At 40.5% G+C, this 23,962-nt stretch carries 32 protein-coding genes; 25 read left to right on the plus strand and 7 right to left on the minus strand.

Annotation, left to right across the window (positions count from 1 at the left end):
- The first annotated feature begins 36 nt into the window (after positions 1-36).
- The 12 genes from LC455_RS06630 (at position 37) to LC455_RS06685 (ending at position 9,718) form a co-directional block, all read left to right on the plus strand.
- On the plus strand, positions 37-999 hold the full coding sequence (locus LC455_RS06630) for a VOC family protein (protein WP_223589238.1): 963 nt from the start codon (positions 37-39) through the stop codon (positions 997-999).
- Positions 1,000-1,189: 190 nt separating this feature from the next.
- Positions 1,190-1,324: a YjcZ family sporulation protein gene (locus LC455_RS06635; protein WP_263297696.1), complete on the plus strand. Its 135-nt coding sequence runs from the start codon at positions 1,190-1,192 to the stop codon at positions 1,322-1,324.
- 307 nt (positions 1,325-1,631) lie between these two features.
- A complete protein-coding gene (locus LC455_RS06640; RefSeq protein WP_223589240.1) occupies positions 1,632-2,615 on the plus strand; it encodes a glutathione S-transferase family protein in 984 nt (327 codons plus the stop codon).
- Between the two features lie 15 nt (positions 2,616-2,630).
- Positions 2,631-3,161 (plus strand): GNAT family N-acetyltransferase, encoded by a 531-nt coding sequence (locus LC455_RS06645; RefSeq protein WP_223589241.1) that lies wholly within the window; start codon positions 2,631-2,633, stop codon positions 3,159-3,161.
- Positions 3,162-3,420: 259 nt separating this feature from the next.
- Positions 3,421-3,588 carry a YezD family protein gene (locus LC455_RS06650; RefSeq protein WP_223589243.1) on the plus strand — a complete coding sequence of 56 codons (168 nt, stop codon included), beginning with the start codon at positions 3,421-3,423 and terminating at the stop codon, positions 3,586-3,588.
- A gap of 171 nt (positions 3,589-3,759) precedes the next feature.
- Complete coding sequence (locus tag LC455_RS06655; protein ID WP_223589245.1) at positions 3,760-4,833, plus strand: sulfate ABC transporter substrate-binding protein; 1,074 nt, start codon at positions 3,760-3,762, stop codon at positions 4,831-4,833.
- Positions 4,834-5,014: 181 nt separating this feature from the next.
- Positions 5,015-5,836, plus strand: coding sequence for a sulfate ABC transporter permease subunit CysT (gene cysT, locus LC455_RS06660; protein ID WP_223589246.1), 822 nt, complete (start codon positions 5,015-5,017; stop codon positions 5,834-5,836).
- Between the two features lie 262 nt (positions 5,837-6,098).
- The gene (cysW, locus tag LC455_RS06665; protein ID WP_223589248.1) at positions 6,099-6,971 is read left to right on the plus strand and encodes a sulfate ABC transporter permease subunit CysW; all 873 of its coding nucleotides are present in this window, start codon (positions 6,099-6,101) and stop codon (positions 6,969-6,971) included.
- Between the two features lies 1 nt (position 6,972).
- Positions 6,973-8,046, plus strand: a complete 1,074-nt coding sequence (locus tag LC455_RS06670) for a sulfate/molybdate ABC transporter ATP-binding protein (RefSeq protein ID WP_223589250.1) — start codon at positions 6,973-6,975, stop codon at positions 8,044-8,046.
- Positions 8,047-8,122: 76 nt separating this feature from the next.
- The gene (locus LC455_RS06675) at positions 8,123-8,683 is read left to right on the plus strand and encodes an HD domain-containing protein (RefSeq protein WP_223589251.1); all 561 of its coding nucleotides are present in this window, start codon (positions 8,123-8,125) and stop codon (positions 8,681-8,683) included.
- On the plus strand, positions 8,674-9,177 hold the full coding sequence (locus LC455_RS06680; RefSeq protein ID WP_223589253.1) for a GNAT family N-acetyltransferase: 504 nt from the start codon (positions 8,674-8,676) through the stop codon (positions 9,175-9,177). The genes LC455_RS06675 and LC455_RS06680 overlap by 10 nt, the downstream gene beginning before the upstream one ends.
- 85 nt (positions 9,178-9,262) lie before the next feature.
- The gene (locus LC455_RS06685) at positions 9,263-9,718 is read left to right on the plus strand and encodes a DUF2269 family protein (protein WP_223589255.1); all 456 of its coding nucleotides are present in this window, start codon (positions 9,263-9,265) and stop codon (positions 9,716-9,718) included.
- Between the two features lie 17 nt (positions 9,719-9,735).
- Here the strand turns inward: LC455_RS06685 and LC455_RS06690 are convergent, their stop codons facing one another.
- A complete protein-coding gene (locus LC455_RS06690; RefSeq protein ID WP_223589256.1) occupies positions 9,736-10,533 on the minus strand; it encodes an alpha/beta hydrolase in 798 nt (265 codons plus the stop codon).
- A gap of 114 nt (positions 10,534-10,647) precedes the next feature.
- Between LC455_RS06690 and LC455_RS06695 the strand changes: the two genes are divergently transcribed.
- Entirely contained in the window at positions 10,648-11,037 is a 390-nt protein-coding gene (locus tag LC455_RS06695) for a VOC family protein (RefSeq protein ID WP_223589258.1), read from the plus strand.
- Between the two features lie 51 nt (positions 11,038-11,088).
- Here LC455_RS06695 and LC455_RS06700 read toward each other — a convergent pair whose 3' ends face one another.
- Complete coding sequence (locus LC455_RS06700) at positions 11,089-11,604, minus strand: YbaK/EbsC family protein (protein ID WP_223589260.1); 516 nt, start codon at positions 11,602-11,604, stop codon at positions 11,089-11,091.
- A 130-nt stretch (positions 11,605-11,734) separates the two neighbouring features.
- Between LC455_RS06700 and LC455_RS06705 the strand changes: the two genes are divergently transcribed.
- The 3 genes from LC455_RS06705 (at position 11,735) to LC455_RS06715 (ending at position 14,629) form a co-directional block, all read left to right on the plus strand.
- Entirely contained in the window at positions 11,735-12,484 is a 750-nt protein-coding gene (locus tag LC455_RS06705; protein ID WP_223589261.1) for an SAM-dependent methyltransferase, read from the plus strand.
- Positions 12,485-12,684: 200 nt separating this feature from the next.
- Positions 12,685-13,107 (plus strand): Gp49 family protein, encoded by a 423-nt coding sequence (locus LC455_RS06710; protein ID WP_223589262.1) that lies wholly within the window; start codon positions 12,685-12,687, stop codon positions 13,105-13,107.
- A 274-nt stretch (positions 13,108-13,381) separates the two neighbouring features.
- Entirely contained in the window at positions 13,382-14,629 is a 1,248-nt protein-coding gene (locus LC455_RS06715; RefSeq protein ID WP_223589264.1) for an MFS transporter, read from the plus strand.
- A gap of 49 nt (positions 14,630-14,678) precedes the next feature.
- Here the strand turns inward: LC455_RS06715 and LC455_RS06720 are convergent, their stop codons facing one another.
- Both LC455_RS06720 and LC455_RS06725 read right to left on the minus strand, forming a co-directional pair.
- Positions 14,679-15,203, minus strand: coding sequence for a DinB family protein (locus LC455_RS06720; RefSeq protein ID WP_223589266.1), 525 nt, complete (start codon positions 15,201-15,203; stop codon positions 14,679-14,681).
- Positions 15,204-15,298: 95 nt separating this feature from the next.
- The gene (locus tag LC455_RS06725; RefSeq protein ID WP_223589267.1) at positions 15,299-16,816 is read right to left on the minus strand and encodes an ATP-binding protein; all 1,518 of its coding nucleotides are present in this window, start codon (positions 16,814-16,816) and stop codon (positions 15,299-15,301) included.
- Between the two features lie 150 nt (positions 16,817-16,966).
- Between LC455_RS06725 and LC455_RS06730 the strand changes: the two genes are divergently transcribed.
- The 6 genes from LC455_RS06730 (at position 16,967) to LC455_RS06755 (ending at position 20,878) form a co-directional block, all read left to right on the plus strand.
- Positions 16,967-17,266, plus strand: a complete 300-nt coding sequence (locus LC455_RS06730) for a phospholipase (RefSeq protein ID WP_223589269.1) — start codon at positions 16,967-16,969, stop codon at positions 17,264-17,266.
- A gap of 194 nt (positions 17,267-17,460) precedes the next feature.
- Entirely contained in the window at positions 17,461-17,961 is a 501-nt protein-coding gene (locus LC455_RS06735) for a GNAT family N-acetyltransferase (protein WP_223589270.1), read from the plus strand.
- A 16-nt stretch (positions 17,962-17,977) separates the two neighbouring features.
- On the plus strand, positions 17,978-18,208 hold the full coding sequence (locus tag LC455_RS06740; protein WP_223589272.1) for a hypothetical protein: 231 nt from the start codon (positions 17,978-17,980) through the stop codon (positions 18,206-18,208).
- A gap of 18 nt (positions 18,209-18,226) precedes the next feature.
- Complete coding sequence (locus tag LC455_RS06745; RefSeq protein ID WP_223589274.1) at positions 18,227-18,988, plus strand: SDR family oxidoreductase; 762 nt, start codon at positions 18,227-18,229, stop codon at positions 18,986-18,988.
- Positions 18,989-19,218: 230 nt separating this feature from the next.
- Positions 19,219-20,202, plus strand: a complete 984-nt coding sequence (locus tag LC455_RS06750; RefSeq protein WP_223589276.1) for a quinone oxidoreductase family protein — start codon at positions 19,219-19,221, stop codon at positions 20,200-20,202.
- A 265-nt stretch (positions 20,203-20,467) separates the two neighbouring features.
- Complete coding sequence (locus LC455_RS06755) at positions 20,468-20,878, plus strand: VWA-like domain-containing protein (protein ID WP_223589278.1); 411 nt, start codon at positions 20,468-20,470, stop codon at positions 20,876-20,878.
- A 37-nt stretch (positions 20,879-20,915) separates the two neighbouring features.
- Here the strand turns inward: LC455_RS06755 and LC455_RS06760 are convergent, their stop codons facing one another.
- Positions 20,916-21,095, minus strand: coding sequence for a hypothetical protein (locus LC455_RS06760; protein WP_223589280.1), 180 nt, complete (start codon positions 21,093-21,095; stop codon positions 20,916-20,918).
- A 168-nt stretch (positions 21,096-21,263) separates the two neighbouring features.
- On the opposite strand from LC455_RS06760, the gene LC455_RS06765 reads away from it, so the two are divergent.
- The 3 genes from LC455_RS06765 to LC455_RS06775 are packed head-to-tail and all read left to right on the plus strand — an operon-like array spanning position 21,264 to position 22,382.
- On the plus strand, positions 21,264-21,779 hold the full coding sequence (locus LC455_RS06765) for a GrpB family protein (protein ID WP_223589282.1): 516 nt from the start codon (positions 21,264-21,266) through the stop codon (positions 21,777-21,779).
- A gap of 5 nt (positions 21,780-21,784) precedes the next feature.
- A complete protein-coding gene (locus LC455_RS06770; RefSeq protein WP_223589284.1) occupies positions 21,785-22,042 on the plus strand; it encodes a hypothetical protein in 258 nt (85 codons plus the stop codon).
- A complete protein-coding gene (locus LC455_RS06775; protein WP_223589286.1) occupies positions 22,017-22,382 on the plus strand; it encodes a DUF2085 domain-containing protein in 366 nt (121 codons plus the stop codon). Before LC455_RS06770 ends, LC455_RS06775 begins: the two co-directional genes overlap by 26 nt.
- A gap of 50 nt (positions 22,383-22,432) precedes the next feature.
- Here the strand turns inward: LC455_RS06775 and kynB are convergent, their stop codons facing one another.
- Together kynB and kynA are read right to left on the minus strand one after the other, a co-directional pair.
- Positions 22,433-23,059: an arylformamidase gene (gene kynB, locus LC455_RS06780; RefSeq protein WP_223589288.1), complete on the minus strand. Its 627-nt coding sequence runs from the start codon at positions 23,057-23,059 to the stop codon at positions 22,433-22,435.
- A 42-nt stretch (positions 23,060-23,101) separates the two neighbouring features.
- The gene (kynA, locus tag LC455_RS06785) at positions 23,102-23,959 is read right to left on the minus strand and encodes a tryptophan 2,3-dioxygenase (RefSeq protein ID WP_223589290.1); all 858 of its coding nucleotides are present in this window, start codon (positions 23,957-23,959) and stop codon (positions 23,102-23,104) included.
- Positions 23,960-23,962: the final 3 nt, after the last annotated feature.

Here is a 23,962-nt window from a genome sequence, read left to right on the forward strand (position 1 = left end):
TTTTTTGAAAAAAATGCATAAACGAGGTGAATCGACTTGACCGATTCCTTAATGGAAAAAAAGCCGCTGGCTGGCAATAACGTCATTAATCAAATCGCTTTTGTGGTTCGTGATATTGAGCAGGCATCAGAAGCCTTTTCTAAACTTCTTGGCATCCCGAAGCCCAATTGGTTCTTAACCGGAGACCGTGAAGTGTCAAAAGTGGTCTTTCGCGGCCAGCCAACGGATTCCCGCAGTAAACTGGTATTCGTCAACACTCCCACGGTGCAAATTGAATTGATTGAACCGAACCAAGAGCCAGGCACCATGCGCGAGTTTTTGGATACAGTTGGAGAAGGCATTCATCATATCGCTTTTGAGGTTAATTCTATTGAAGAGAGATTGCCAGTTTTTGAGGAAAACGGATATCCACTCCTGCAGAGCGGAGAATTTACGTCGAGTGATGGCAGATACGTGTATGTTGATACGTTAAACGATTATAAAACACTCGTGGAATTGCTCGAAAGTGCGGAACCAAGGGACACCACACCACCTGCCGATGTCTTAACTCCATTATTAGGAACCAATAAAGTCGAGCAGCTTGCGCTTGTTGTAAAAGATTTGGATGCAGCTGCCGAAGCGTACTGCAGATTATTGGGTGTGGAAAAACCATCTATTATTCACTCAGGTCCAAGCGAACTGACTCAGGTTGTTTTTGAAGGGCAGCCAACCGATGCAAAGTCGAGATATTTGTTTATTAACACGCCTTTACTTCAGCTGGAATTAATTGAGCCAGGTGATTCTCCAAGCACGTGGAAAAAGCATCTCGAAACTCAAGGAGAAGGTGTCCACCATATTTCATTCGTCGTACATGATATGGATGAAAAAGTGAAATTGCTAGAGAATCTTGGCTATCCAGTTATCCAAAGAGGGAATTTTTGGAACGGAAAAGGCAGATACGCATATATGGATACGACCGCTACATACAAAGTAATCATCGAATTACTTGAAAGATACTAATCGCGGGAAAAGATTCGAAATATTATTAAGAAGTCCCAGATACGGGGCCATTTTGTTTTGAAGAAAAGTAAACTTTGCCGAACAAAAATGGGTACTGTATTTTTCCATAAAATTTCTAGGTAAAGAGCCCTTCCCAATCTTAGTTTCTTTACATAAATTGTAGGGAATAAGTCTAAGGGAGGTCTATATTATGTTCGGTTATGGTGGATTTGGCGGTTGTTGCGGCGGCTATGGCTACGGCGGTTTCGGTTACGGTGGCGGCTTTGCTTTAATCGTTGTATTGTTTATTTTGTTAATCATCGTAGGAGCAGTTATCTGTTTCTAAGAAAACAATACTTTCAACAAAAAAAGCCTGTTAGGGCTTTTTTTGTTGAAAAATTTTTTTCAGTCTCAGCACTTGTCTATTCACATTTCTATCTTGTACATAAGATATTATTACACCAAAGCCAAATCTAAATAAAATTTTTACCTCCAAAGAACGTTTGCTTACCCCAAGCAGACGTTTCTTGTGTTTTTATAGAAGTCATTTATACATGGGAGTCTGAATATTAAATATGGTCAGTAAAATTAATTGACTAATAAAACTTAAAAATACTAAAATGGATAAAATCGCTAAAGAAGGTGTTTTTCTTATGTCAAAAGGAATAAAAGAAATCAGCTCGGATGGTTCTTTTAATCGCCAGAAAAATAGATTTACAACACCGTTTGGAACTAAAGAAGGGGAGCTGCCTGTTGAGGCGGGAAGATATCGGCTATTATGGTCGGCTGTCTGTCCGTGGGCGCACCGCTCGGTAATCGTTCGCAGCATCCTAGGCTTAGAAGATGCCATCAGTCTAGGAACCGCCAGCCCCATACGACCGAAACTCCCTTATGTGGACTGGGAATTTTCACTTGATGATGGCGGAGTAGACCCAGTTCTCGGAATCCGATTCATGAGTGAAATTTATCAAAAAACTGCTCCTGATTATACTGGCCGCCCAACAGTTCCTGTGATAGTGGATGTGAAGGAACAAAAAGTAGTAAACAATGATTATTTTAAACTGACAAATTACCTGGAAACCGTGTGGGCCCCATTACATAAAGAAAATGCTCCCGATTTGTATCCAGAATACTTGCGCGGGGAGATCAATGCCTTAAATGATATCATTTTCCATGATGTCAATAATGGTGTTTATAAATGCGGTTTTGCCCAGTCTCAAGAAGCCTATGAAGCGGCGTATGATACTCTATTTGCCAGATTAGATGAATTGGAAGAGCGTCTCTCAACACGCCGCTTCTTATTTGGTGATTATATTACCGATTCAGATGTCCGGCTGTATGCCACATTAATCCGTTTCGATGCTGCCTATTACGCAGCTTTCAAGACAAATCGGAATCGGATTGTTGATTTTACCAATCTATGGGGCTATTTGCGTGATCTCTATCAAACACCAGGATTTGGAGATACCACAGATTTTCATGCTATTAAAGTACACTACCATTTATCTAACCATATCGCGAGCGATGATCAAAAAAGCTTTCATATATTGCCGAAGGGTCCGGACTTATCAGGTTTGCATTCGCAGCATAATCGTGAAGTGTTAAGTAATAAAACGGAAAAGTTTTTAATCCATTGAGGGGCGGACATAAAAATGATCATACGTAATGCTAAAGATGAGGAAATGCCGTATATTCGGGAGCAGCGAGTTATTTCCTACGAAGAACATGCGAAAAAAATTCCCGATGGGCATTGGCAGGCATTGAAGCGAGGCATTTTATCAGAAAGTGATAATAATCCAGATGTCGAGCGGATTGTAGCAGTTGCAGATGGATCCATACTGGGGAGTGTCGTTTTGTTTCCGGCCAAAACGGATGCCTATGACGGATATGTGGAAAAACTGGATTATCCCGAAATTCGTATGCTTGCGGTTTCCCCACAAGCAAGAGGCAAAGGGATAGCAACAGCTTTGATTCATGAATGCATTGGTCGGTCGAAGGCAAAGGCACATAAAGCAATCGGGCTTCATACGGGAGAATTTATGGAAGATGCGATGAGATTGTATGAGCGCATTGGCTTTGAACGGGTGCCCCAATTGGACTTTGTGCCTGCTGATGATGGGATCGTCGTAAAGGCATTTCGGTTATTTTTTAAAGAAAAAGAGATTTCTCAAAAACACACTTGACAGGTCGGAAAAGTCAGAATAAAATGGTAATAATTTAAAGGTTTGCCAGATAATTTAATATTAAGCTGATTGGATAACCAAAGGCTTATACTCAATTGCTGAGTGTAGGCTTTTTTTATTCAAAAGGGGGAGTGGATGATCATGATTTATCCAATTAGTAAGGGGAGTCCTCATTGTTGTCCGTTTAAGGGGTATTTTTTATTCGGACAAAACCAAGTAAACTTATATGAAATTAGGAGTTTAATAGGAGAGTGATAAAATGGCAATAGTCGATCAAGCAAAAGCAAATTTTATTTTATCAACGTTAAAAAATATGGAGTATGGTTCTGTAATCATAACCGTTCATGACGGTAATATCACACAAATTGATAAGACAGAAAAAACGCGCTTTGCCTCTAAAAGTGCGCGCGTAAAAGACCAAAAGTGACCACACTATGTAAACCGTACGCTTACAAACAAAGTTGCCGATCAGTCGTACTGAAGGCTGCTTATTTTTAGACAATGCTAATGGAGCTTGCTGCCTGATAAAGGCAATCACTCTTTATGCATTGAGCTAAAATAGGCAGCCTTTTTTAATTAGAATAAAGGGGGATTAACTATGTTATTAAGTCGAAAAATTGCTTATAAATTATCATTCTTTCTTATGCTTATTGCTCTTGCTCTTGCGGGATGCAGCAGCAATGAGGCGGGCAGTCAGCCTGCCAAGAAAACGGAGGCTGCGGCTAAAAAGAAAGAGCCGATTGAATTATTAAATGTTTCTTATGACCCAACTCGAGAGCTTTACGAAGAGGTTAATGCGGAATTCGCGAAGGAATGGGAGAAGAAAACCGGTCAGCGAGTGACGATTCAACAGTCCCATGGCGGTTCAGGCAAACAGGGGCGCGCAGTCATCGACGGTCTTGAAGCCGATGTTGTCACGCTAGCCTTAGCTTATGATATCGATGAAATTGCTAACACAGCCGGCTTATTATCGAAGGATTGGCAAAAGAAGCTGGACGATAATTCTACACCTTACACGTCTACGATTGTTTTTCTTGTTAGAAAAGGAAATCCAAAGGGGATTAAGGATTGGGATGATCTAACGAAAAAAGGCGTTTCCGTCATTACACCGAACCCGAAGACTTCAGGTGGGGCGAGATGGAATTACTTAGCGGCCTGGGCTTATGCACAGGAAAAATTCGGCGGCGATGAAACAAAGACCAAAAACTTCATAAGCCAATTATATAAAAATGTTGAAGTGCTGGATTCCGGCGCACGCGGGGCAACGACGACATTTGTTGAGCGCGGTATTGGTGACGTTTTAATAGCTTGGGAGAATGAGGCCTTCTTGACACTAAATGAGTTAGGCAAGGACAAGTTTGAGATAGTGGTTCCTTCTCTAAGCATACTCGCAGAACCGCCTGTTGCCGTGGTCGATAAAGTGGTAGATAAAAAGGGAACAAGAAAAGCGGCAGAGGCTTATTTGAAATTCTTATACACTGATAAAGGACAGGAGATTGTTGCCAAAAATTATTATCGCCCGCGCAATCAAGACATTCTGGCCAAGTATGCGGATGTTTTTCCAAAAATTAATCTTGTAACGATTGATGACTATTTTGGCGGCTGGAAAAAAGCACAGGAAAAGCACTTTAATGATGGCGGAACGTTTGATCAAATTTACCAACCGAAATAATTTTGGGGTCGAAAGTAAGAGTTTATAGAAAAATGAGCCCGTTAATTTCCCCTAACAGGGAGAAAAGAGCTAGAAGGGGAAGTGAAAATGTGTTTCATTTCCCTAAAAAAGGAAAAAAGTGCTTAAAGGGTAAATGAAGTGGTTCATTTACAAAAAGTTTAATGCGGAAGGGGTCAACCTCATGTTTCGTTCTTTAAAAAGGAATCATGTCCTTCCCGGATTTGGTCTTTCTCTGGGATTTACAATGTTTTACATTAGTTTTCTCGTCATTCTGCCATTATCGATGATATTTATTAATTCTGCTGCTGCCCCGTGGTCGAAAATTTGGCAGACAATATCGGAACCAAGGGTTGTGGCTTCCTATCAGCTTAGTATTGGTGCCTCCTTACTGGCAGCGGTCATCAATGTTGTATTCGGTGTGTTAATCGCCTGGGTGTTAGTTCGCTATCGCTTTCCGGGGGGACGAATCATTGATGGGCTGGTTGATTTGCCCTTCGCCTTGCCGACGGCGATCGCAGGAATAGCCTTAACGACGTTGTACACGGAAAATGGCTGGATTGGGCAATTTTTAGGATTTAAAGTGGCGTTCACACCACTAGGAATTACCATTGCCTTAACCTTTATCGGGTTACCCTTTGTTGTTCGCACCGTACAGCCTGTTTTGCAAAACTTGGACAAAGAAATTGAAGAGGCCTCCGCAAGTTTGGGAGCGAACCGATTGCAAACATTTGTGAAAGTTATTTTTCCTGAGCTGCTGCCGGCAGCACTCACAGGCTTCGCTTTAGCCTTTGCTCGGGCCTTGGGCGAGTACGGTTCTGTAGTTTTTATTGCTGGGAATATGCCGATGCGTACAGAAATTACCCCGCTGTTAATCATGACGAAACTGGAACAATATGATTACGCGGGAGCTACGGCTATCGCAGCTGTAATGCTTATTTTTTCTTTTATATTGTTATTTGTTATTAATTTATTGCAGTGGTGGACGAATCGGAAGTTTATATAGCGAATTTCGATATGAAAGAATTCTACGTGACCGAAAAGGTTTTGAAGGAAGGCAAAGGGTAACGTAGAAAGAGTCTACGTGACCGAAAAGAGTTAGAAACAAGGAAAAGGGTAACGTAGAAAGATTCTACGTGACCGAAAAAAGTTAGAAACAAGGAAAAGCGTAACGTAGGAAGAGGCTACGTGACCAAAAAGGTTAAAAACAAAGAAAAAGGTAACGTATAGCAAACAATAATCAAAAAAATTTGGCAAGGAGGGTTGCCATGGCCGGGCATGTTTCTTTACAATATTCAACCGCTCCACAACAAAACCAAACCAAAATCCAAGATTCAGAACCACGCTGGGTGCGCTGGTTCCTAATCGCAATCTCCTTAGCATTTATATGTTTGTTTTTGCTGCTGCCGCTTGCAGCGATTTCTATAAAAGCATTCGAAAAGGGGATAGCTGTTTTTCTAAATGCGATAAGCGACCCTGACGCCTTAGCTGCTATTAAGCTAACTGCTACAATAGCCATCATTACCGTTCCACTGAATGCCATCTTTGGTGTTACGGCTGCCTGGGTCGTGACCAAATTCCAGTTCAAAGGTAAAAGTCTTCTCATTACAATTATAGACCTGCCGTTTGCCATCTCCCCCGTCATCGCTGGTCTGGTATTTGTTTTATTATTCAGTGCACACGGTCTGTTTGGACAGTGGCTGCTTGACCATAATATCAAAATCATTTTTGCAGTACCGGGGATTGTACTTGCGACTCTATTGGTGACACTGCCTTTTGTCGCCAGGGAACTGATACCATTGATGCAGACGCAAGGAACAACCGATGAGGAAGCTTCCATGACACTGGGTGCCAGCGGCTGGAAGACGTTTTGGCTGGTGACATTACCGAATATCAAATGGGGGCTTTTATATGGCATTATTTTGAGCACAGCCCGAGCAATAGGAGAATTCGGCGCCGTTTCGGTCGTTTCGGGCCATATTCGCGGAGTGACCAATACGATGCCGCTTCATATTGAAATTTTATACAATGAATATCAATTTTCCGCAGCTTTCGCAGTCGCATCATTAATGTCGTTATTCGCCATCTTTACCTTAATCATAAAAAATGTAATTGAATGGAAAGCGAAAGGAGCTTCCTAAAATGAGCATCCAAATTCAAAATATCTCAAAATCATTCGGCACCTATACAGCCCTTGAAAAAATAAATATTGATATTCAAACGGGAGAACTCGTTGCTCTTCTTGGCCCGTCAGGTTCGGGAAAAACTTCCTTGCTAAGGATTATTGCTGGTTTAGAAGCGGCAAATCAGGGAAGCATTCTTTTCGGGGATGAAGATATGACCCACATCCATACGAAGGAGCGTAAAGTCGGCTTTGTTTTCCAGCATTATGCCTTGTTCCGTCATATGACCGTTTTTGATAATATTGCCTATGGGTTGAAGGTGCGCCCTAGAAAAATAAGACCTTCCAAACAAGAAATTAAAGACAAGGTCTATGAATTACTGAAACTAGTAAAGCTCGAGGCTTATGCCGACCGCTATCCATCCAATTTGTCTGGCGGGCAGCGGCAGCGGGTCGCCCTTGCAAGAGCCTTGGCTGTTGAACCTAAGGTCCTTTTATTAGATGAACCATTTGGTGCCCTGGATGCGAAGGTTCGGAAAGATCTTCGCAGATGGCTTCGAAAGCTGCATAATGATTACCAGATTACTAGTATTTTTGTGACGCATGATCAAGAGGAGGCACTTGATGTTGCGGACCGGATTGTCGTTATGAATGAAGGGAAAATTGAGCAGATTGGCACGCCTGAAGAAGTCTATGAAAATCCAAATAGTCCATTTGTTTATCACTTCTTAGGTAATGTCAATTTATTTAAGGGGCGTTTGCATAATGGGAAACTGCACCAAGGGAATTTTCAGGTTGACGCACCGCCTGAATTTGCAAAATCGATGAATACGGATGCAGTTGGCTATGTCCGGCCCTATGATATCAGCATTGAACGGGAACAAAGCCTTGATTCAGTTGCTGCAAAAATCAGCTATATCCATTTGGTTGGAGCAGTGGTTCAGCTTGAACTTATCCGAAATGATAATGGTGATTTTTTAGAAGCGGAATTAACAAAAGAACACTTTCGAAGCCTCAATCTAAAAACTGGGGAAGAAGTGTACGTAAAACCAAAACAGTTGAAGGTTTTTATACCAGAGGATTTTTCCATTTAAAAACAAGCAGATTGCTGCTTGTTTTTTCTATTTCTCCACTTTGCGATGTAAAATAAATATAAGGGAGGTCATTCAAATGGACGTAATTGATAAAGCACTTCAAGTTGCTTGTAAAGCACACCAAAACCAATTCAGGAAAAATACCGATATTCCTTATATCGCTCACCCTGCTTCAGTCGGGATGCTGGTATTGAAGGCGGGGTACAGTGAAGACGTCGTCGCAGCGGCGATCCTGCATGATACAGTGGAAGATACGGAACTTACATTAGAAGATATTGAGCGGGAGTTTGGGACAAAAATTGCTGAAGTTGTGGCAGGATGCTCCGAACCAGATAAATCACTTCCTTGGAAAGATAGGAAGGAGCATACGATAGAATTTTTAAAGACCGCTTCCGAAAGTATTCGTGCGGTAGCTTGTGCCGATAAACTCCACAATATTCGCTCCATTTTAAACGATTATGAACAGGTTGGCGAAGAAGTATGGGAGAGATTTAATGCCGGGAAGGATCAACAAAAGTGGTATTATACGAAAATTGTAGAAAGCCTAGGCAGCCAATCCAACTTTACGTTGTTAGAAGAATTAAAAATAGAAGTAGACAGATTGTTTAGTACAAAGGGGGAACCCACATGGAAATAAGACTATTAGCCGCAGCTGATGCCGAAAAGTATTGGAGTTTAAGGCTAGAGGCCTTAAAACAAAATCCAGAGGCCTTTTTAACTAGCTATGAAGATGCGATAAAAAGAGAAAATCCGATTGAGCAGACAGCCCGAAATTTCAGCGCACCAGGGAACTACACGTTTGGAGCGTTTGAAAATGGGGAGCTGGTTGGAGTTGTCACATTACTGCAAGAACAGGCGGAAAAAATCAAGCACCGGGCCAATATCTATGCTATGTATGTAACACCGTCAAAACGCGGCACTGGCGTCGGCGAGGCACTGATGACCGAGGCTATAAAGAAAGCAAAATCAGTCGAAGCAATTGAAAAAATAAACTTATCTGTTATTGCCAGTAATGAAAAGGCCAAAAAGCTCTATACAAAACTAGGATTTAAAGAGTATGGATATGAGGAAAAGGCCATGAAAATAAATGGGGTATATTATGCAGACGAGCATATGGTTCTGCATTTATAAATCATGAATATGTAACAAAGTCGATTCATGAGGAGAGAAAATATGTGTTAAAATGTCTTTGTAGAGATTGGAGGTCGTCTTAAAAATGATTACTTTCTACAAAGTCATTGTCTTTATTCATATTTTTTCGGCTATTATCGGAATGGGGCCGGGTTTTATCCTAACAACCGTTGTTAAAACCGGAAATACAATGACCGAATTGCGCCATTCCTATAAAATTAGACACAAGTTACATATATATGTGATGATCGGCGGTACGCTTTTGCTTGTGACAGGTTTAATTATGGGCTTCCTTAATCCAAGCCTGTTCCGGATGGGGTGGTATATCATCAGTCTTATTCTCTTTTTGATTGCGCTTGCGTCTGGTCCGATCCTCCTATCACCAAGGTCCAAGCCTGTGAAGGCTCTATTAGAATCTCATAAGGGTGATGAAATTCCTGAGGAATATTGGCCCTTAGCCAAAGAGCTTTTCCGGTATGAATACGTGGCAAATGTAATTTTTATCATTATCATTATCCTTATGATATGGAAACCATTTTAATCAAAAAGGTATGGCGATTAATCCGCCATACCTTTTTTGTTGAGGTCTGAAAATAAATAGGTAAGCATTGATGGGATTCTTTTTCTAAAAAATTCATAACGGTGTTCTGCGCCTTCTATAAGTTCAAAGTGAAGGTTCTCCACTTTGTCCTTCAAAATTTCATATACACCGCTAGTAAGACCCAAGAACAACTGGTTCATTTCCTCATCCTCGCCTACTTCCTTTGTGCCAAAGTCCATGTAAAATTTCTCGATAGCGTAGAGGTCGGAGTTCTTTAATAGTTTCTCGATTTCTTCCTGGTTACGGTAAAAACCTGGGGAAATAGCAGCGATTCTTTTAAAAATATGAGGATACTTGCAGGCAGCATATGTAGAAATATGACCTCCAAGCGATATGCCTGCCATCGAAGTATGGCCCGTAACCGTTCTGTATTTCTTATCGATGAGCGGTTTCAATTCATGAACGATGAAGTCCAGATATTCTTCGCCTCTCCCGCCTGAAGGACTGAGATAACCTAAAACTTTCTTACTGATTTCACCGTTTACCCACGGGCAATATTCATTTACCCGCTCCTCGCCCTCAGGGTTCAAGTCAATTGCAACGACAATAATATCAAGACCAGTCTGTTCCAAGTGGTCCTTCATTCCTAACGATATCCCTCGGATAGCCCCTTCGTCTTCAAAAACATTTTGTCCATCGTGCATATACAATACAGGATAGCGTCTTTCATAGTCGTTATAACTTTCCGGCAGATAGACTCTTATCCTTCTTTCTTGTTGAAAGGAGGACATATAAACAGGGAAATTTTCCAGCACAATCGTTCACCTCTATTTGTCTAGTATTCTAAATTTACCATAATTTTTTAAGGTTTTTACAAAATTTTTCCTATCATCTAAAATAAGGATAATAACCTTTTAGGAGATGGTTTCTTGATTAAATATAAATGCCTTCATCACCTCAGTCTTTCGGTGACAGATTTAGAACGAGCAAAAGCTTTTTACGGAAAGATTCTATGTTTGAAAGAAATCGAGCGCCCTGCATTTGATTTTCCAGGTGCTTGGTATGAAATAGAGGGGAAGCAGCTTCACCTAATCGTGGATCCGTCCTCACAGACGATTCGACAGGATCAAAGCCTATCAAGCAGAGAGGGACACTTCGCGCTAAGGGTAGAAAACTATCTTGAAACGAGAAATTGGTTGAGAAAAAATGAGATTGAGATTCTAGAAAAGCCCAATAGCATAAGTGGATTCGCACAAATCTTCTGCGCGGACCCGGATGGAAATTTAATCGAATTAAATGTAGATCAAAAGGAATTGTAATACAGAAAAAAACAAGCAGTTGTTTCATCTATTAACTGCTTGTTTTTTCAGCTAAGCCTCATGATTTAAAGTAACTTTTTCCTTCAATTCTTCTTCTTCCCAGCCCTTGCAAACATCAACCCAATCCTTAGCAAATGAATATTGAAACAATTCATCATTCGTCAACTCGATTGCGGAGTTGGAGCTCCCGCATGCTGGGAATAGGGTTTCAAACCTTTTCATGGAGACATCTAAGTAAACATCGAGCTCATTTTTTAGGCTAAACGGACAAACTCCGCCGATAGCATGTCCGGTTTGATCGAGGACCTCATCGGGAGTAAGCATGCGCGCTTTGAAGCCGAAGGTTTGGCGAAATTTTTTGTTATCGATTTTGGCATCTCCGGCCGCCACGACCAAAATGGCTTGATCGTCTTCTCCTCGAAAGGACAAAGTTTTCGCAATTCGGGCAGGAATCACACCAATTGCTTCGGCTGCCAGTTCTACAGTAGCACTTGAGGTTTCAAACTCCATCATATCTTGTTCACGATTCCATTGTTTTAAATGGGCTTTTACACTTTCAAATGACAACGTATTTCATCCTTTCTCTATGTTGTTATGGAAAATCATAACACATATTTTAAAAAGAAGGAAAAAGCTGGCTTATAATATGGGAGATGTAGTATTAAAATAGAATTATTGAAAAAAGGGGGTTAGGAAATTGGACAGAAACAAATTTTCAGCGATTGCCCATCGGGATCATGCCTTTTACAACCCGATCAGTGAAGAAAAGATTATGAAAATGATTGATATGGCCTCGCTTAAACCGCAGGATAAGGTAATTGATATTGGTGCTGGCCGCTGTGAGCTGCTGATTCGACTGGTGGAAAACTACCAGGTATCAGGAACGGCTGTTGAGTTGTATGCAGGGGCCATTGAGGAGGCAAATCGGCGGGCAGGCACCAGAATTCCCGAGGGAAGCATTGAATTTATTGTAGATGATGCTGGTGCTGCAGTCGAAAAATGTGAAGCCGGGAGCTATGATTTAGGAATTTGTATCGGATCGACACATGCTTTAGGCGGGCTGGAGTCTACTTTGGAGGCTATGAAGGGTATCATACGGAAAAATGGGTTCATTTTAATAGGGGAAGGCTACTGGAAGCAGACTCCGAGTGCAGAGTATTTGGCGGCACTTGGGGGAGCGGAGGAGTCTGAGCTCAGAAGCCATGCAGAGAATGTGAAAGCTGGTGAGGAATTAGGATTAATTCCGTTATGGTCGTATGTGGCCAGCGAAGAGGATTGGGATGAATATGAATGGCTCTATTCCATGTCGGTTGAGAATTATTGTCTGGAGAATCCGGAAGACCCAGACCATGATGCAATGCTGGAGCGAATTCGTGCCTGGCGCCACACTTATTTAACTTGGGGCAGGGATACGTTGGGATTTGGATTGTATCTGTTTAGAAACTGATACATTGTCGTGATTTCATAATGGGCATTAAGAGAGGTTTATAATCCCAGTTTTTTCTACTGCAATCACAATTAACTTTTAACTTCTGACCCCTTTGGAACCTTTCACTGCCGCTCTCTTTTTATTTCAAAATTCACAGCTTGACTAGGCCCCGAATAAACTATAAAAAAGCGGGTTTATGCATAATGGAGGGGAACAACTTGAAGGTTTTTCAAGTAAAGGGTATACCAGAGAATAAAGTTGAGCTATTGGAAATGACACCAGATGGAAAAGTGAAGGTTCGAAATTTAATCAGTAACGATATCATTGAAACCACGCAGCAAGCTTTTGATATGGCATTTGAGCCATCAGAGTATTCCTTCTTTGCGGTAAAGGACCAACAAATTACCCAGAAAGCAACAAAGTCGGAAATTGATGCGATGATTGAAAAGTCACAAATTGAAATAATCCAGCTCTTTGGAAAGTGCACCGTCGTAGCTGTTCAGCTGCCAAATGGTTTTGTTTTGACGGAATCCTGTGTTTCAGCGAATAAAGAATTAAATAAACAGTATTGTTTAGAATGTATTAAAAACAAAATTGTAGAAATGGAAGCTTACAAATTTAAAAGCTTAACAACTGAATAATACCCATTTCCAAAAACTACAATATTTCTCTTGATTCTTTGAATAGAATCAAGTACTATAAAACATACGATATAACGAAAGGGTGACCATAAAGCCAATGATCTACTAAACCTATTTTTAGAAAAAAATTTCGTATAAAACGGATATATTTTTCTGGATAGGTTTAGTGCGGGCTTTTATAGGCAATAGGGGAGTACAAGTAATGAACGGTGTACTCTGCCCCGTTGCCTCAAAGTGCCTCCTATCCAGATTGATGGATAAGGAGGTTTTTTTTATGACGGAACCAACAAACCAGGGACTTTCAATGGGGGCATTATTCCGTAATCAAGTCATTCGCACCATTTTGCTTTCGACATTATTTTTACAAATTGGTATATGGGTACGAAACTATTCGATTTTATTATTTGTAATTGAGCAGACAAATGAAGACCCGGTGGCGGTCTCGCTTATTTCAGTTGCCGAGTTCGCGCCAATCTTTCTTTTTTCCTTTATTGGGGGTACTTTCGCTGACAGGTGGCGCCCAAAACGAACGATGGTTTGGTGTGATTTGCTCAGCGCCGTTTCTATTTTTGTAGTATTATTAACACTCGTCCTCGGAAGCTGGAAAGCGATTTTCTTTGCAACACTGGTTTCCTCAATTCTTTCACAGTTTTCCCAGCCTTCGGGAATGAAGCTATTCAAGCTTCATGTGAGGGAAGAAATGATTCAGATGGGGATGTCCATGTATCAGACGCTGTTTGCGGTTTTTATGATTCTAGGACCAATTATTGGAACGTTCGTTTACCAACATTACGGCATTAACGCAGCGATTGCGATCATGGGTGTTGCTTTTATTTTATCTGCTTTGATTTTGATGTTGCTGCCTCCAGACCGTGAAATTGAGGAAAATAAAGAAAAAACCACTCTCGTCGAGGAAATGAAGGCAGGGTTCCGTTATGTGTTGAACAGCAAAGCACTTACGTTACTTGGAGGCTGCTTTGCGGCAGCCGGCTTGGCGCTGGGACTGACACAGCCGCTCGCTGTTTTCCTCATTACTGAAAAACTAGGTTTGCCAAAAGAACAGCTGCAATGGCTGATGGCTGCATTCGGCGCAGGTATGATTTTAGGAGGAGGACTCACAATGGGGCTCGCCAAGAAAACGCCTCCGCAAATTCTGCTTGCAATTGGAATGACCGTAAGTGCCCTTGGATTTTTTGTGATGGGCCTATCGGAGCAGCTTTGGATCACGCTGACGGCACAATTCATTAGCGGTTTGTTTATGCCATGTATTCACATTGGTATAAATACAATGATTTTGAAAAATACCGATGAAGCCTTTATTGGACGTGTCAACGGTATATTGAATCCCATGTTTATGGGGACAATGGTCATCACCATGACTGCGAGCGGCTGGTTGAAAAAGAGCTTATCTCTTGTCGCGATGTATGAAGGTTCGGCCTTACTCTTTTTCGTTGGTGTTTTATTCCTCGTGCCACTGTTCAAAGGCTCTTCGGCTTTAATGAAAAAAGGGGAAGAAGTTTAATGAATATAAAAGCAGCTATGCACTTTGCATAGCTGCTCCTTTTTTGAGTTTAATCCTTAAGGTGCTCCAAATAGCTCAATAGTTGAAAAATTTGTCCTCGGTGATGGGCTTCATGTTCAATAAGATGATATACAACCCACTCTGGGGTTACATCGTAGTTTGGCAAAACTCTTGGCTTTTTCCAATCCTCCATGTCCATTGTCCGGAAATGAGAAAGGAAGATTTCACGAATGGAATCCATGCGGTTGAAGTGAGCTTCAATGGTTTCACCATGAAAATGTGCTAATTCTCCGGAAGAATTCCGGTGTTCTAACGGAAACATAGCTTGTACTTCAGACGGCCATCCTGAACAAAGGACTTCTTCATATAACCAATCTGCTTCAATCAGCGCAATATGGTAAAGCAGGCTTCCAATTGAATGTCTTCCTTCTAGCCTTCTATCAATCAAATCCTGACTCAGTCCAGCTAATCGTTCTTTAATCGTGCGCCGGACATCTTCTAAGGACCAGAGCCAACGGCCAATTTCTGGTTCATAGCCAGTTAATGGCATCATCAAAAAAGACTTTCTTTTCATCCTATCACTCTCCCATCGTTCAATATTATTCTCTTGAAAAAATTGTATTCCTCCTATTTGTGAGAAGGAATATTAAAAAAATCGCAGGGAGATTCCTACGATTTTTTTTCAAATGAAAGAGGAAGGGTAATTTCTACCTCTGTTCCTTCATTTGGCATGCTTTTGATTGAAATATCCCCGTCATAGGATTCGATTATCCGTTTGCATACGGTTAAACCTAATCCCGAGCCATCTTTCTTCAGCGTGTAAAAAGGATTAAAGGCCTGCGAAATTTGATCCTTCTGCATTCCTACCCCGTTATCCGCTACGGTTATTTTACAATTGTCGGCTTCTTTTTCTAGTTGAATGGTAAGTTTGCCGCCGCTGGGCATCGCATGGATGGAGTTTTTCGTTAGATTGAGTATAACCTGTTTTAAATGATCTTTTACGCAGGAAACAGGCAGATCTTCTTCAGCGTATTGGATGTTCAATTCCACATTCATAAAATTGGTCTCGGAATGAATAATCGGGAAGATTTCTGCGATAATGTCATTGGCATTGTAGGTTTTAAGTGTATAAGCAGTCGGCTTGCCGAGCACCAGTAATTCACTTACGATTGCATTAATCCGGTCAATTTCCGTTTGAATGACATTGAAATATCTTTGTGCCTTTTCATCCCCATTTTCCTCACTTAAGAGCTTCACTAATCCCTTAATGCCAGTAAGTGGATTTCTAATTTCATGGGCCGTACTCGCAGCGAGATTGCTGATTAATTCCAGCTTTTGAATCTCCGTCTGTGCTTTTTCCTTTTTCAATCTTTGATGTAAAAGGACATATTTTGCCAATAAAAATAAGATGTTCGTAATGATTAAGATCACGGCTAGGCTAATAAAAAAGTTCTTCCAAAAAATGAGTTCATTATCAAAAGCGACGAATGCAGAAATGGTCCATGGTACCTGTGAAACATTCATGCTGGATTTAACCGAATCTTTCTTAGGGATGAAACCAGCCTTTATTAATTGTTTTCCGTTTCCATCATAGACGATAATCATTTCATCCTTTAATAGATTCTGAATTGCTGTCTCTATTTCATCGATTCGTAAGCTGGCAACAAGAACACCTTGAATTTCTCCATGATTCACAATTGGGGTGGCGATTGAAATGATATACCTTCCGGTTACACGGCCAAAATGTGGCTCTGATATACTGGTTTTCTCTGATTGAATCGCTTCCTGAAAATAAGTTCGGTCACTTACGTTAACGGGAGAATTGATTTTGTTCGTGCTAATTAACAGGTCACCGTTTGTACTTGCCCAGTAGAATCCTGAAAAACGCGGATCTTTACCCATCGTTTCCCTCAGTATTTTTTCTACCCCATTAAGGTTATTATTTTGGACCTTGATCGAGGTAGCCAGCATTTCTAGTCTTCCTACCGTTTCACCTAGAAAGTTCTCAATCGTCATGGCATGAAAATTGGCATACTCCTGAGCTTTCTCTTTATATTCTCCTTCCGTAACACTTACCTGATGCTGTCCCATATAAGAACTAATCGCCAAGGAAGGAATTAACGTTAGCAGAATATATATGAGCCATTTATTTTTAAAAAGTAAAGTAAAAAACCGAAGGAAAGACAAAAGGATCTACTCCTCAAATATGTATATACTATTATTTTTTTATTATATAACTTTCTGCTAGCACTTGTCTTGAAACTGGGACTTAGCCAATTCATTTTTATCAGACAAGCATATTTTAATATAAAGTAACTGATATGGAGGTGATAAGTTTTGCAAAACAGAAGCCGAAGTGGTCTTTTTTCCTTCTGCATTTTTCCCGGATATCGTTGGTGCGGACCCGGCTGCAGCGGTCCAGGCGACCCGATTAATGATGTGGATGCCTGCTGCCAAAAACATGACCAATGTCTAAATAAAGGAATATCACCTTGTCAATGTGATAAAGAATTCATGGAATGCCTTCATAATAAAAGAAATAGAGAAACTGATAAAGGCCGAAAAGCAGCGCTAATGTATGATTTTATGAAAGTGAGATCGGCGTTTACTTGCGGGCAGAGGAAAAGGTTTTTATGATTTTCCTAATTGTGGAAGGGTGGCAGGATAGCTGAGCCTATCTGTTGAATATAATTACTTTGAAGGAACCATTTTGTTAGTGTTCCCGAATTTCCTATTCTTCGTATGGCTTGGATATATTGTGAGTAATCAGTAACTGCGATACGTCTTATGTATCGTTTTTTCTTGTTTATATATTTACAGGGGGAATTCGAATGTTTATTAGAGAAGCGCGACCAGAAGACGCGGAAAATTTACTAAAATTAATAAAGCAAGTGGAAGCTGAGTCAGATTTTATGTTGATGGACGCTGGAGAAAGAAAAACTTCCCCAGAACAACAGCGTAAACGTTTGGAACAAATGAGGAGCGAAAATAATTCTGCCATACTAGTGGCAGAACAAGAAGATGGAAAGCTTGCAGGATATTTAATCGCCATTGGCGGTTCTGTGAAAAGAAATAGACATACTGCCTATCTGGTAATTGGTGTATTAAAAAAATATCGGGGACGCGGCATAGGTACAAAATTATTTCAACGAGTAGAAGAGTGGGCACTCACTCATAAAATCTCCCGTTTGGAACTTACAGTAGTCACGGAAAACCTTGCAGGTGTGACCCTCTATAAGAAAAGGGGATTTGAGATAGAGGGGACAAAAAGAAATTCGCTTTTCATCCATGGTAAATACTTTGATGAGTATTATATGTCTAGAATATTATAGGGGCGGGGGATGGAAAATGGAAAAAACACACGAAACACAATCTAGTGAAGCATATAAAGAGATTGATGATAATAAATTGTATACACCAATCGAGGATTTGCAAAAGATAACTGCTGGAGGTGTTTACAAAAGAAACAGCCTTAAATTAAAATCCTTGCCTAAAGGGATTCGCTACATAGGGTATTTCATTATGGGGTTTTGTATCCTTACTTTTGTAATAGCCATAGTTCTAAAAGTATTTAATTAAGATGAAAAGAGGGAGATTATGAATTTAGCAGGCAATACAATATTAATTACAGGCGGTGCCTCCGGAATCGGCTTAGCTTTTGCAGAACGTTTTATCAAAGCGGGAAGCAAGGTCATTGTTTGCGGGAGAAGGGAAGAAAAGTTAAAGGAAGCAAAAGAAAAATTCCCTGACATTGAGACTCGTGTATGTGATGTAACGAATGAATCAGAGCGGTTGGCGTTATTTGAATGGGCAACAAGTCATTATCCTGAATTGAATGTCTTTGTGAATAATGCAGGAATTCAGCAGCGCTTCAATATTCTTAAGGCGAACCCGAAAGAGGATTGGAACTACTACAATAATGAAATAACCGCGAACATGGAAGCGCCCATTCATCTTGCAATGCTATTTGCGCCGTTTCTTTCTAAAAAAGAAAATGGAACCATTATTAACGTAACTTCTGGGCTTGCCTTCACACCAATGGCGATTGCCCCGATTTATTCGGCAACGAAGGCCGCACTCCATTCCTTTACAGTAAGTTTAAGATTGCAGCTTTCGGATACTTCGATTAAAGTGATTGAAGTGGCTCCTCCTGCGGTAAATACGGATTTAGGAGGTGTGGGCTTACATACATTCGGTGCCGATTTGAATGAATTCGCAGAGGCCATTTTTAAAGGGCTGAAGGAAGGTAAACTTGAAATTGGTTTTGCCAGATCGGAGAAAGCATTGCGGATGTCGAGAGATGAAATTGATGAAGCAGTAATCGGAATTTATGAGAATACGAAGAACTCAATTAAATAGAGGCTGAAAAAATGGGTTCACATATAAAATGTGCAGCCTTTTTTGCATTTTTAGGACGAGCTATCGTTTTATTTGCGAATTTTTCTAGTTTATTTGCTAAAATGCAGTTTTATTTGCGAATCCAATTTTCCATCATCTTAGTATGGTAAGTTGATCCAGAAGAAGGAATTCTCTCTGCAAAAATGGAATATGTAGACAACAGAAACTTGATTGAACGGGGGGATTTCAAAATGAAAGCAGTAATTGTAACTGAGTTTGGCAACACTGATGTGATGAAATACACCGATGTAGAAGTGCCGAAATTCGGTCCTAAACAGGTTTTAATTCAAGTAGTAAAAACGAGTGTTAACTTTGCCGATATAAAGTCACGGTACGGGAAAAAGGGTGGAACCTTTCCGTTTATTCCTGGCATTGATGCTGCAGGTGTGATAGAGGCAGTTGGTAAAGACGTTCAGCATTTAAAAGTTGGACAGCGTGTGATTACCTTTCCGGCCAATGGTTCCTATGCAGAGTATATTGTAGCTGATGAAAATTTGACCTTTGCTATACCTGAAAGTATCGGATTTGATGTAGCTGCTGCAAGTCCAATCGTTTCTTTTCTTTCCTATATTTTGCTCGCAGATCTAGCAAAATTAGAACAAGGAGAAACAGTTCTCATCCATGCCGCTGCAGGAGGGGTAGGGACGACTGCCATTCAATTAGCGAAAATTTTAGGGGCAGGAAAAGTAATTGGGACGGTTGGAAGGGAATCTAAAATAAATGTGGCGCAAGAGGCTGGTGCTGATTATGTCGTCAACTATGAAAAGGAAGATTTCGCTCAAAGGGTAAATGAACTAACTGGTGGGCATGGGGCAAATGTTATTATAGATTCTGTTGCAGGGAAAATAACTGAAAAAAGTTTAGTTTGCCTTGCACCATATGGACGTTTAGTTCAGATAGGTAATTCCAGCGGGGAAACTGGGAATATTAAAACAAGCGATCTGCATGCTAGCTGCAGATCTGCTCTAGGGTTCAGCTTAGGTACGACAAGAAAATTACGCCCCCAGTTACTGCAGCCCGTTGCTGAGAAGATATTTCCACTCTTAGCCGATGGCAGCTTAAAAATAAATATTGGTCACCATTTCCCATTGGCAGAAGCTGCAAAGGCACATGATTTAGTTGAAAATCGAATGAGTACGGGTAAAGTCTTGCTGGATGTCGGGGAAATGAAATAATCGTAATTTTCGATTCGCCGATTAATTTACAGATTCGCCGATAAACTCTAAATATTCACCGATAAATTCGGGGTGGCTGGTTTCTTTATAAAAGAAGGAGTAAAGAAAAACGTTTAAGGCTATTTTACCTATTTAAGAATAGATTGTTCATTTTTATTTTTTTGATTCAATACAAGTACTGCTACCGCAATTATCCAATCATAAGCCCTTCCTTTTTAGCCGAAAATAATATGGCTCGCTCATTCAAACAAAGGGGGAAATGGCGTTGAAATGGCATAAAACAATACTTTCAATGATTCAGCAGCGTCAAGACAAGAAGGTTGCTTTAGCCGTGGATACTTCCACCAACGAAGCACCAGCCATCCTTATTAATAACATAGTGAAACTGTTTGAACAGCTAAAGCCAGATACGATATTGGTTCAAGCGGATTTTAAAATTCGAAGCATTACTCCCGTAAAAAGTGATACGATCAAATATCATACACATGGGAAATCTTCTTATACATTAGTGCTTGAGTGGGCAAAAGAAGAGAATGTAGATACATTGTTTTATATTACGGACGTTACCGGATTTTTTTCTGAAGAGATGGAGAAGGTCGATTTTGAATTATTTTGGCTGGTACCTAGTGCATTTTTACCACGAGTGCCATTCGGTAAAGCAATTAAAGTGGCATAAAAAGAAAATCCCTCACAATTTTGTGAGGGATTAATATTTAATGTCTTATGTAAAAAATAACAAGAGAAATCAGGCCGGCACCAACCACAGCTAATAGTAATTGAATCGGCTTTGATAATTTATATCCTTTTTCAATTATATACTCCTTTGCTTTTTCCTCTATTGTTATAATGGCAACAATCCCAATAAACCCCAATGCTATATAAAACCAGGTCATGTAAAAACACCATCCCTAGGACTAATGTTACTTATTAGACGAATATACTGCCCATTTTGTTTCCAAATTTTGTGCTTTTTTTAAAAAGTAAGTAAAAAATACCCACTTATAAAAACAGCACTTATAATGAGATAGAGAGGTGAAAATAGAGTCCTTGGAGGGAATTAAATGAAAGTGAGACTTTCCGAATTTAATGAAAGCTGGGCGATTATGTTCCAAGAGGAGACACAATTTCTTAAAACCATTTTTGAGGATGAAATAATCTGCTTCGAGCATTTTGGCAGCACGTCTGTTCAGGGCTTAAAGGCTAAGCCGGTAATCGACATGATGTGTATCGTAAAAGACATTGTAAAGGTGGATTCATACAACGACAAAATGAGTGAACTTGGATATGATGTTGCGGGAGAATGGGGCATTCCAGGCAGAAGATTATTTCGAAAGGGCGGGGATACCAGAACTCATCATATTCATTTTTATCAATTCGATAATACTCAGATTGAGCGTCATTTAATTTTTCGGGATTATCTTCGAACCCATTCAGAGGAAGCAGAAAGATACAGCCGCTTTAAGGAAAAGTTAGCTGAGCAATATGAAAATACGAGTGAATACAGCCCAGCCAAAAAATCATTTGTGAAGGAAATGGAACAGCATGCTCTTGCTTGGTATGCACAAAGCAAAGGGTGATTTCGATGTTTTTTCTATTATTAACCATGATGATCATCGCTTTTGTCGTTGGAACCGTACTAATTATAAAAACTAAATTAGCATTTGGTTTCATTGCTATAGGTGTTGGGATAGTGCTGTTACTTTTTATCCTGATTTATTATGGAAAAAATAAATACCGCAAAAAGAATTGGGACTGTATCTCTTACATTGATTGTATTCCTGATTGCGATCCTGATTGTGATGGGAGGCCAGACTGTGATTGCGGGCCGGATTGTCATTAATATAGAGAGAATATTAAGGGTTGTTCCATGTCATCGGATGAAGTCCAGGAGTCTAACGATAAAAGGATATACACTTCCATTATGCGCGAGGTGTACGGGAATTCTATTGGGATATTTCTTTTTTCCATTATTCATGATACTCAGTTTACATGTGCCGTTATGGCTAGGACTTGTAATAAATATCCCAATGGTCGTGGATGGCTGGACGCAAAAAAAGAAATATCGATTGAGTAATAATCCGTTGAGATTCTCAACTGGGTTAATGAGTGGTTTAGGGCAAAGCATCATAATTGTTAGTGTGAGTGAATCCATTATTAGGGCATTACTTCTTATTGGGTAAGTGCAAAATAAAAAAAGACGTATGCTAAGCACACGTCTTTTTCGTCTATACTAATCCATTTTTCGCAAAACCGCACGGACTGGACTTCCATCCGCCTCTACTAAGGGAAGGGGAAGAGCAGCCAATTCATAATCCCCAGGCGCGACTTCGTCTAGTACAAGTCCTTCCAAAATGTGAATGTTATGACGGGTAAGCTCATGGTGGGCAGACAGTTCCTTGCTGTCGATTTGATCCACAGACGGCAAATCAAGGCCAATCAGACGAACTCCAAGCTCTGAAAGATAAGTAGCCAATTCGGGTTCAATCGGGGGAATCGACTCAGGAAAAACACTTCGATCCTTCCAGGCATCCGTACGAATTAATAAACGTGTTACCCCTTTAAGATTCATACCGGCAAGGTCCTTTACACCAATGCTGGTCGTTTCCTGTAAATGAATGACCCGTGCCTCGCCCATATATAACTCAAGGTCCAAATCGATTACTTTTTTTCCGTCGTTATCAAAATGGAATGGAGCATCAATATGGGTACCGGTATGAGCACTCATCGTAATCTGTCCTACATTGACAGAACCACTTTCTTCTTTACTCCAACTGACTTTGTAGTTGAAGGGCGTATCACCTGGCCAGACAACGATATTGTTGTCAAGGCGCTGCGAAACATCGATCCATTTACTCATTCTTACAGCCTCCAACACTTCAGATTCAACATCTTCATTATCTTACAACTTAGTTCGAAGACTCAATAGCTCCGGGAAGAATTGCTGATCGAGAACTCGTTTTAAATACGTAACACCAGAAGAGCCGCCCGTACCCATTTTATGGCCGATAATTCTTTCGACGGTTGTCATATGATTAAAACGCCATAATTGCTGCTGATTACCAATGTCGACCAGCTTCTCAGCCAGTTCATACAAATCCCAATATTGATCAGTATTACGGTATACATGGAGCCATGCTTCTTCCACGCTGGCATTTGGTTCATAGTTTTGCGACCAGTCGCGGTTTAAGGCTTTTTCATCTACCGTTAAACCATGCGCCACAAGCGCTGAAATCGCCGCATCATAAATACTTGGTGCATGAAGTGATTCTACTAGACGGGCATATAACTCCGGCTGATGCTGATAGACTGCAAGTGTATGGGCATTTTTGTTTCCAAGCGCAAATTCAATCAAACGGTTTTGATAGGATTGGAATCCAGAGGAATGTCCCAATTTATCCCGAAATTGCATATATTCAGCCGGTGTCAAAGTGGATAGGACACTCCATGATTGAATCAACTGCTGCTGTATTCTGGAAACACGTGACAGCATTTTAAAAGAAGGTTCCAAGTCATTACGTTTGATACATTCAATCGCCGCATTCATCTCATGTAGAATAAGCTTCATCCATAATTCGCTTGTTTGATGGATAATAATAAACAGCATTTCATCGTGATGATCAGAAAGCCGATGCTGGCTTGATAAAATTTGCTCAAGGTGAAGATAATCACCGTAAGACATTTCTTTTTTAAAATCTAATTGAATTTCCTTTTCGAGATTCGATGTCTTGTGTTCTTGTAGATTATCCAAGTTGCTCATAAC

This window comes from Neobacillus bataviensis, assembly GCF_019969725.1.